Source organism: Burkholderia sp. BCC0322 (assembly GCF_902833045.1).
Lineage (GTDB): Bacteria > Pseudomonadota > Gammaproteobacteria > Burkholderiales > Burkholderiaceae > Burkholderia.
In genome coordinates, this window is the sequence record NZ_CADFDU010000004.1 from 615,273 (window position 1) to 624,391 (window position 9,119).

The window sequence follows — 9,119 nt, forward strand, 5'->3', positions numbered from 1 at the left end:
GATGGCGGATCCGCGCGGCGGCGGCCACCCGTGAATGAGAATCTATCTCATTCACTCCCATGAGCCCGGTCGATTGCTTTAGGCTGCCGGTCAGTTGTTTTAGATTGCCGCGCGCGCCGTCCCGACGTCGTCGATCGCGTTCGAAGACGCACGAATATCGCTCGGCGAAATGCCGTAGCGCTTGCGGAACGCGATCGAGAAATGCGCGGGGCTGTAGCCCACGCGATACGCCACGGTCGACACGTTCGCGTCCTCCGCGCACAGCATCGCGTGCGCGGTCCGCAGCCGGTATTCCTGCAGGTACGCATACACGCTCGTGCCGAACACCTTGCGGAAGCCGGCCGTCAGCTTGCGCGAATTCATCCCCACCCGGCCCGCGAGCGCGTCGAGCGTCGGCGGCTGCTGGAGCTCGCGCGTCAGGATGTCGCTCGCCGCATACACGCGCTCGACATCCGACGACGTGACGCGCACGTCGGCCGGCGCGAACTGCCGCTGCGTCGCCAGCAGTTGCGCGCTCAGCGCGGTCAGCTCGAACGCCTTGGCCTTCAGGAAGTACTCGCGCACCGCCCCCTCGAACGGGCAGGTCGCGATCTGCACCGCGAGCGCCTGCAGCGCCTTCGACGCCGGGCAGCTGACGATGCGCGGATCGCCGCCCGCCGGCGCGAGCATCTTCTCCGGCAACAGGCTCAGGTTGCGGTCGAGCGCGTCGAGGCCGAGCTGCACGATCGTGTAGCGCAGCGGCGTGTCGCGGTCGTAGATCTGGTGCGTCGTGAATTCGCCATCGTTGGCGATCACGCACAGCCCCGGCCCCTTGATGCATTGCTCGGGCTGGCCCGGCACACGGCAGCGCAACTGGCCGCTCTGCACGAGCACGAGCTTCAGCCCTTTTTCGAGCGGCTCCTCGTACCAGTCGCGGCTGTCCGAGCACAGCGTGCCGCTCATGAGTTTCATGCCCGCGTCGATGTGCACCACGCCCGGATGATTGCCGGGCACGAGCACCGGCGGGTGACGTCGTGACGATGCGAAGGAGGTCGAGCTCATCGGAGGTCCGTTGGTTAGGCGGCACGCGCGGCCCGGCGCGCGCCGGCGGCAACCGGCCGATTGTCCGGCCGGGCCGGGCGGGCGCCGCGCGACAGGCGCCCGATCGAATGAAATTGCCGCGATATCGAAAGAAACGACGCTATCGCGGCACTTGTTACAAATGATAATACCTCTCATTTACATTTGTTGACAACTTGCCGGAACCCAAGGTCCGCCCATGCAACCCTCCCTTCCCTCCGTGGCACCGGCCCTCCCGGCCGACGCGCCCGACTGGCCCGACGACTTCGCGCGCCGCTATCGCGACGCCGGCTATTGGCAAGAGACGACTTTCTTCGATGCGCTCGACGCGCAAGCGCAGCGCGATCCCGATGCGCTCGCCATCGTCGACGGCGCCTGCCGGCTCAGCTACCGCGACCTGCTCACGCGCATCCGCCGGCTTGCGGGCGGCCTCGCGCGTCTCGGCCTGGCGCGCGGCGACGCGGTCGTCGTCCACCTGCCGAACGGCGCGCGCTTCATCGAGACGTGCTTCGCGCTGTTCCAGCTCGGCGTACGGCCGGTGCTCGCCCTGCCCGCTCACCGGCACTACGAGATCGGCGCGTTCTGCCGCTTCGCCGGCGCGCGTGCGTACCTGGGCGCCGCACGACTCGGCGAGTTCGACTGCCGGCCGCTCGCGGCCGCGTTGCAGGCCGACTGCCCGGCGCTCGAGCACATCGTGATGGCCGGCGACGATCACGCGTTCACCCCATTCGACGCGCTGTACGACGCGCCGCCGCTGCGCGAATGCGCGGCACGCGCCGACGACATCGCGTGCTTCCAGCTGTCCGGCGGCACGACCGGTACGCCGAAGCTGATCCCGCGCCGCCATCGCGAATACCTGTACAACGTGCGCGCGTGCAGCGCCGCGAGCGGCTTCGACGCCGGCACCGTGTATCTCGCCGCGCTGCCGATGGCGCACAACTTCACGCTGTGCTGCCCCGGCACGATCGGCGCGCTGCTCGCGGGCGGCCGCGTGGTCACGACCGGGCGGCCCGAGCCCGAACAGAGCTTCGCGCTGATCGCGCAGGAGCGCGTCACGCATACCGCGCTCGTGCCGCCGCTCGCGCTGCTGTGGCTCGACGAACAGCCGCAACGGCAGGCGGACCTGTCGAGCCTGCGCGTGCTGCAGGTCGGCGGCGCCCGCTTGATGGACCACGCGGCCGCGCGCGTGACGCCCGTGCTCGGCTGCCGGCTGCAGCAGGTGTTCGGCATGGCCGAAGGGCTCATCTGCTGCACGCGGCTCGACGATTCGCCCGAACGGATCGCGCAGACCCAGGGCCGCCCGGTGTCGGACGGCGACGAAGTGCGCATCGTCGACGATGCCGGCGAACCGGTCGCGCCCGGTGAAATCGGTGAACTGCAGGTGCGCGGCCCGTACACGATACGCGGCTACTACCGGCTCGCCGAGCACAACGCGACCGCGTTCACCGCCGACGGCTTCTATCGCAGCGGCGACCGTGTGCGGCGCACCGCGGACGGCGATCTCGTCGTCGAAGGCCGTGACAAGGACCAGATCAATCGCGGCGGCGAGAAGGTCTCCGCCGAGGAAGTGGAGAACCTGTTGCTCGCGCATCCGCAGGTGCACGACGCGGCGGTGGTCGCGATGCCCGACCCACTGCTCGGCGAGCGCACCTGCGCGTTCGTCGTCGCCCGCGCACCCGCGCCGTCCAGGCTGGTGCTGAAACGCCACCTGCGCGACTGCGGGCTCGCGGCGTTCAAGATTCCCGATCGCATTGAGTTCATGCCGCGCTTCCCGGAAACGGGCATCGGCAAGACCAGCAAGAAATCGCTGCGCGACCTGCTGCGCCGCCAGTTGGAGGCGGCGGCCGCATGAGCGCACGACCGACCGATTCGAACTGGATCCGCGAACTGCGCCTGTCGCCGTGCCCGCGCGCGCAGCTCGTCTGCTTCCCGCACGCGGGCGGCACCGCGAATTTCTTTCGCGGCTGGCGTCGCGCGCTGCCGTGGGACGTCGACCTGCTCGCGCTGCAGTATCCGGGCCGCGAGGAACGCTTCGGCGAGCCGTGCCTGACGACGATCGACGCACTCGCCGGCCCCGCCGCCGACGCGCTGCAACGCTATGCCCACGCGCCGCTCGTGCTGTTCGGGCACAGCCTCGGCGCGGCGCTCGCCTACGAGGTGGCGGTGCGGCTCGAGGCGCGCGGCGCGGCGCCGCTTTACCTGGCCGTGTCCGCGCTGCCGCCGCCGCACCGTCAGCGCCTGTCGGATCTGCACCTGCAATCCGACGAAGCGCTCGTGGCCGATGTCGCGCGGCTGTCCGGCGAGCACGCCGCGCTGCTCGCCGATCCGGAGATGCGCGCGATCTACCTGCCGATGATCCGCAGCGACTACCGCGCGATCGAGACGTATCGCCGCGACCGGCCGCCGCGGATCGACACGCCGCTCGGCGTGATGCTGCCGCTCGCCGATTCCGAGCTCGACAACGACGAAGCGCACGCGTGGCAGGACGTCGCGTCGCGCCCGATCCGCATCGAGACGTTCAGCGGCGACCACTTCTACCTGCGCCACCAATACCCGGCGGTGATCGCGCATCTGGTCGAACGAATCGGCCAATCCCTTCGTTACGGAAAGGAGCACACATGAAGAAACCGGACGCCTGCACGGGGCTACCCGACATTCGCGAAGCCATCGATCGCCTGGACGCCGACATCATCGAAGCGCTCGGCCGACGCATGCAGTACGTGAAGGCTGCGTCGCGCTTCAAGCCCGACGAAGCGAGCATCGCCGCGCCGGAACGGGTGGCCGCGATGCTGCCCGACCGGCGCCGCTGGGCCGAGCAGGCCGGCCTCGACGCCGACTACGTCGAGACGCTGTTCTCGGGCCTGATCGCGTGGTACATCGCGCAGCAAACGCACTATTGGCGGCAACAACGGGGGCTCGCATGAACGCCGGCCTCCCGCTGCTGCACGACACGTTCGCCCGTGCGGCGCGCCGCGCCGCCGACACCGGCACGCCGACGCTCGCGTCGGTGTCGGTGCCGCTGCGCCCGCTCGACTTCTTCGACCTGATCGCCGCGTGGGACGACGGCGCCACGCCGTGGTTCTTCCTCGAAGCCGGCGATACGTCCGTCACGCTGTTCGGCTGGGATTGCGCGCTCGAACTGAGCGCCACCGGCGACACGCGCTTCGCGCAGATCGATGCGCGCTGGCGCACGCTCGTTCGCGATGCGGTGACGGCCGGCCCGCAACCGCCGCGCCTCGTCGGCGGCTTCCGGTTCGATCCGCGCGGCGCGCGCAGCGCGCACTGGGCGCCGTTTCCCGACGCCGGCATGACGGTGGCGAAGCTGCTGATCGTGCGCGAAGGCGATACCCACTGGGCCGTCTGCCAGCACGTGGTCGCCGCGCACGACGATCCTGCCGCGCTCGCGCATGCGTGCCTCACGCGCATCGAGTCGCTCGGCACGCTCGCCGCCACCCATGACGACGATGCCCCGCACCTGCTGCACACGCAGGCGTTGCAGGCCAGCGAATGGCAGCACGAAGTCCGGCGCGCGGTGGACGCGATCCACGGCGGCGCGTTCGGCAAGGTCGTGCTCGCGCGCGACGTGCTCGAACAATACGCGCGGCCCGTTGCCGTCGCGCCGCTGCTGCGCCGGCTGCGCAAGCGCGACGCGCATGCGCACCTGTTCGCGGTCCGCCGCGAGGCGGCCTGCTTCGTCGGCGCCACGCCGGAACGGCTCGCGCATGTCGCGGCCGGCGACGTGCGCACGCATGCGCTGGCCGGGACGATCCGGCGCGGCGCCACGCCCGACGACGATCGCGCGCTCGGCGCGGCCCTGATGGGTTCCGCCAAGGAGCGGCTCGAACACGCGCTCGTCGTCGACGCGATCCGCGCCGCGCTCACGCCGCTGTCACGCGCGCTCGACGTGCCCGAGCAGCCGTCGCTGCACCGGTTGCCGAGGCTGCAGCACCTGAGCACGCCGATCCGCGCGACGCTGAAGGCGGATGCGACGCTGCTGCAGGTCGTCGCGGCGCTGCATCCGACGCCGGCGGTGGCCGGCCATCCGCGCGCCGCGGCGCTCGACCACATCCGTGCGCACGAAGGCTTCGATCGCGGCTGGTATGCGGCGCCCGTCGGCTGGATCGACGCGCACGGCAACGGCGACTTCATCGTCGCGCTACGTTCGGCGCTGGTCGACGGGGGCGCCTGCCGGTTGTTCGCGGGCTGCGGCATCGTCGCCGATTCCGAGCCGGTCAACGAATATCAGGAAACCGAACTCAAGTTGTCGGGCATGCAGGCGGCGATCCGCGTGCGCGATGCGACGGCGGATGCCAATGCCGGTGACTCGGCCAAGGTGTCGGCCTCGTCGACGCTCGCGTGATGCTTCGGCGCGACGGCCGCGCGCATCACAACAGCGGCAGCGTGAGCCGGATATGCTCGGCGAACGCCGCCGTCAGATGCGACGGCCGCTTGCGATCGAACTTCAGCGCAATGCCCACCGCCGGCAACGGCGGCAAGCGCGGATCGCCGGTGACGATCGCCAGGTCGGCCGGCACCGCCGTCTGCGTCATCACCGCGAACGCCTGCCCCGAACGCACCAGCGCGACCAGCCCCGCGAGACTGCTGCTCGCATACGCGACGCGGTAGTCGCGGCCGGCCCGATCCAGCGCCTCGCAGGCCGCGATGTGATCGAGCGTGTCGCGATCGGACAGCGCCAGCGGCAACGGATCGAAATGCGCGGGTTCGAGCCCCGGATAGCCGATCCAGACCAGTTGCTCGCGACGAATGATGTCGTCGTTCGCGCCGTCGTCCGGCAATGAAATCATCGCCAGGTCGACTGCGCGTTTCTCCAGCTGTTCCATCAGACGCGGCGTCGGCCCGCATACGACTTCGACGATCGCCTGTGGATGCTGGCTCGAAAACTGCCGCAGCAGCGCAGGCAGCCAGGCCTGCGCGTAATCGTCCGGGCAGCCGAAGCGGATCGTCCCCGACAGCCCCGTGCCGCACAGGTCGGCCATCGCCTCGTCGTGCAGCCGCAGGATGCGGTGCGCATGCACGAGCAGCCGCTCGCCCGGATGGGTCAGCACCACGCCGCGCCCGGTGCGCTGAAACAGCGGCTGGTCGACGATCTCCTCGAGCCGCTTCATCTGCTGGCTGAGCGCGGACTGGGTCCGGCCGACACGCGCGGCCGCGCGACTGAGCGCGCGCACCTCGGCGATCACGACGAACGAGCGCAGCAGGTCGATTTCGAGCGAAAGCGCCAAGGTATCAGCTCCTTTTCTACCTTGCATAAGCACTATTCGTTTCCATCAAACCAGACGCGCGCCTAGACTGCAAGCGACCCCTGCCCTCTGCCCCCTACCCCTTGCCTCTTGTCTGGAGACGCCCGATGTCCCTGAACGACGACCCGACCTTCTGGCGCAACGCCAGGCAGCACCTGGTCCGCTACGGCAGCACGTTCGAGCCGATGATCATCGAGCGCGCGAAAGGCAGCTTCGTGTACGACGCGGACGGCCGCGCAATCCTCGATTTCACGTCGGGCCAGATGAGCGCGGTGCTCGGCCACAGCCATCCGGAGATCGTGTCCGTGATCGGCGAATACGCGGGCAAGCTCGACCATCTGTTCAGCGGGATGCTGTCGCGGCCGGTCGTCGACCTCGCGACTCGCCTCGCCGACATCACGCCGGCCGGGCTCGATCGTGCGCTTTTGCTCAGCACCGGCGCGGAATCGAACGAAGCGGCGATCCGGATGGCGAAGCTCGTCACCGGCAAGTACGAGATCGTCGGCTTCGCGCAGTCGTGGCACGGGATGACGGGCGCGGCCGCGTCGGCCACGTACAGCGCCGGCCGCAAGGGTGTCGGCCCGGCCGCCGTCGGCTCGTTCGCGATTCCGGCGCCGTTCACGTACCGGCCGCGCTTCGAGCGCAACGGCACTCATGACTTCCTCGCCGAACTCGACTACGCGTTCGACCTGATCGATCGCCAGTCGAGCGGCAACCTCGCGGCCTTCATCGCGGAGCCGATCCTCAGCTCCGGCGGGATCATCGAGTTGCCGGAGGGCTATATGGCGTCGCTCAAACACAAGTGCGAGGAGCGCGGGATGCTGCTGATCCTCGACGAGGCGCAGACCGGCATCGGCCGCACCGGCACGATGTTCGCGTGCCAGCGCGATGGCGTGACACCCGACATCCTGACGCTGTCGAAAACGCTCGGCGCCGGGCTGCCGCTCGCGGCGATCGTGACGTCCGCGGCGATCGAGGAACGCGCGCACGAACTCGGCTACCTGTTCTACACGACGCACGTGTCGGATCCGCTGCCCGCGGCCGTCGGCCTGCGCGTGCTCGATGTGGTGCAGCGCGACGGGCTCGTTGCCCGGGCGAACGTGATGGGCGACCGGCTGCGGCGCGGCCTGCTCGACCTGATGGAACGCTACGACTGCATCGGCGACGTGCGCGGACGCGGGCTGCTGCTCGGCGTCGAGATCGTCAAGGATCGCCGCACGAAGGAGCCGGCTGACGGGCTCGGTGCGAAGATCACGCGCGAATGCATGCATCTCGGGCTCAGCATGAACATCGTGCAGTTGCCCGGCATGGGCGGCGTGTTCCGGATCGCGCCGCCGCTGACCGTCAGCGACGAAGAGATCGATCTCGGCGTGTCGCTGCTCGGTCAGGCAATCGAACGTGCGCTGTAACGGCGTGCGGTAACGCCCTTCTCCGCATCACGCGATCCGCCGCGCCGGTGCGACCGGCCGGCGCAACGGCTTCCCGATCGATCAGTGCGTTTCGGCCGCCCACGCTTCGGCATCGGCGCCGGCCGGAATGCGCATCGGGCTCGACGGATCCGTCGCCGCGCGCCACACGGCGTCGGCCACGTCCTGCGCATGGGTGATCGGCCCCGACGCATCGAGCATCCTCGCGACGGCCTTTCCGACAAACTCTGCATAGGCCTCGTGCTCGAAGCCATGCACGTGCGCACGCGCGTTGTCGCCGAAACGCGTGTCGGGTGCCCGGCCCGGCAGCACGAGATGCGCGCGCACGCCGAACGGTTCGAGTTCGACCGCCATCGATTCGGTGTACGCATTGACCGCCGCCTTGCTCGCGCGGTACGCCCCGACCAGCGGCAGCGCCTTCAGCGTGACGCTCGACGTGACGTTCACGATCACGCCGGCCCCGCGCTGGCGAAACTGCGGCAGCACGGCCTGCGTAACTGCAATCGTGCCGATCGTGTTGGTCTCGAGCAGCGCGCGCACCGTGTCGAGCGGCATCAGCTCGGCCGGCGCGGCCGCGCCGAAGCCCGCGTTGTTGACGAGCACGTCGATCGGGCCGGCCGCGTCGATCGCGGCGCGGATGCTGTCCGCGTTCGTCACGTCGAGCGCCAGCACGCGCAGGCGTTCCGACGGCGGCAGCACGTCCTCGCGCGGCGTGCGCATCGTCGCGACGACCTGCCAGTCGCGGGCCAGGAAATGGCGGGCAATCTCGAGGCCGAAGCCGGAGGAACAGCCGGTGATCAGTACGGTCTTCATGCGAACTCCTGAGGTGTGTTGGGCATGTGTCCGTACGATAGATGGCCGGGTCCGTATTCGCTACAATCGAAAATCCGCTTTTCTTTTGCGAGAGTCCGGCGATGATCGACCCGTTGACCGAAGTCGTGACGCTGCTGCAACCGGGCGCGCGGTACTCCAAGTCCGTTCACGGTGCGAGCCCGTGGTCGATCAACCGCACGGTCGCCGGCGAGCCGTTCTATTGCGCGATCCTCGACGGCGGGTGCCGGATCGCGATCGACGGACACGCGCCGATCGCGCTGCTGCCCGGCGATTTCGTGCTGATTCCGGCGGCCTACGGCGTCGCGATGTCCAGCCTCGAACCGCCGCCGCCGGGCGTCGAAACCGCGCCGCCGGTCGCGCTCGACAACGGCGAATACCGGATCGGCGATCCGGGCAACCCGGTCGACACGCGGATGATGGCCGGCAACTGCAGCTTCGGTTCGCCAAAAACTTTTTGGGGTGATCTACAGCCACCGCCGAGAACAATATTCTCAAGCCGTGGCTGTAAATCACCTCCTTTCTCTTTAAAAATCATGGA

General features: G+C 69.3%; 9 protein-coding genes. 6 read left to right on the forward strand and 3 right to left on the reverse strand.

Annotated features, from left to right (window positions below):
- Positions 1–99 precede the first annotated feature (99 nt).
- A complete protein-coding gene (locus tag HWX39_RS15975) occupies positions 100–1,041 on the reverse strand; it encodes an AraC family transcriptional regulator (protein WP_175953178.1) in 942 nt (313 codons plus the stop codon).
- Positions 1,042–1,258: 217 nt separating this feature from the next.
- Here HWX39_RS15975 and HWX39_RS15980 point away from each other — a divergent pair, with 217 nt between their 5' ends.
- The 4 genes from HWX39_RS15980 to HWX39_RS15995 are packed head-to-tail and all read left to right on the forward strand — an operon-like array spanning position 1,259 to position 5,419.
- Positions 1,259–2,911: an AMP-binding protein gene (locus HWX39_RS15980; protein WP_175968963.1), complete on the forward strand. Its 1,653-nt coding sequence runs from the start codon at positions 1,259–1,261 to the stop codon at positions 2,909–2,911.
- Positions 2,908–3,681, forward strand: coding sequence for an alpha/beta fold hydrolase (locus HWX39_RS15985; protein ID WP_175968964.1), 774 nt, complete (start codon positions 2,908–2,910; stop codon positions 3,679–3,681). The genes HWX39_RS15980 and HWX39_RS15985 overlap by 4 nt, the downstream gene beginning before the upstream one ends.
- Entirely contained in the window at positions 3,678–3,983 is a 306-nt protein-coding gene (locus tag HWX39_RS15990; protein WP_175968965.1) for an isochorismate lyase, read from the forward strand. Before HWX39_RS15985 ends, HWX39_RS15990 begins: the two co-directional genes overlap by 4 nt.
- Positions 3,980–5,419 carry an isochorismate synthase gene (locus HWX39_RS15995; protein ID WP_175968966.1) on the forward strand — a complete coding sequence of 480 codons (1,440 nt, stop codon included), beginning with the start codon at positions 3,980–3,982 and terminating at the stop codon, positions 5,417–5,419. The genes HWX39_RS15990 and HWX39_RS15995 overlap by 4 nt, the downstream gene beginning before the upstream one ends.
- A gap of 25 nt (positions 5,420–5,444) precedes the next feature.
- On the opposite strand, the gene HWX39_RS16000 is transcribed toward HWX39_RS15995, so the two are convergent.
- Positions 5,445–6,329 (reverse strand): LysR family transcriptional regulator, encoded by an 885-nt coding sequence (locus HWX39_RS16000; protein ID WP_175968967.1) that lies wholly within the window; start codon positions 6,327–6,329, stop codon positions 5,445–5,447.
- A gap of 98 nt (positions 6,330–6,427) precedes the next feature.
- Between HWX39_RS16000 and HWX39_RS16005 the strand changes: the two genes are divergently transcribed.
- Positions 6,428–7,729, forward strand: coding sequence for an aspartate aminotransferase family protein (locus HWX39_RS16005; protein WP_175968968.1), 1,302 nt, complete (start codon positions 6,428–6,430; stop codon positions 7,727–7,729).
- Positions 7,730–7,810: 81 nt separating this feature from the next.
- On the opposite strand, the gene HWX39_RS16010 is transcribed toward HWX39_RS16005, so the two are convergent.
- Positions 7,811–8,560, reverse strand: coding sequence for an SDR family oxidoreductase (locus tag HWX39_RS16010; protein ID WP_175968969.1), 750 nt, complete (start codon positions 8,558–8,560; stop codon positions 7,811–7,813).
- A 41-nt stretch (positions 8,561–8,601) separates the two neighbouring features.
- On the opposite strand from HWX39_RS16010, the gene HWX39_RS16015 reads away from it, so the two are divergent.
- The coding region (locus HWX39_RS16015; RefSeq protein WP_244135016.1) for a cupin domain-containing protein at positions 8,602–9,119 on the forward strand (518 nt) is incomplete at its 3' end.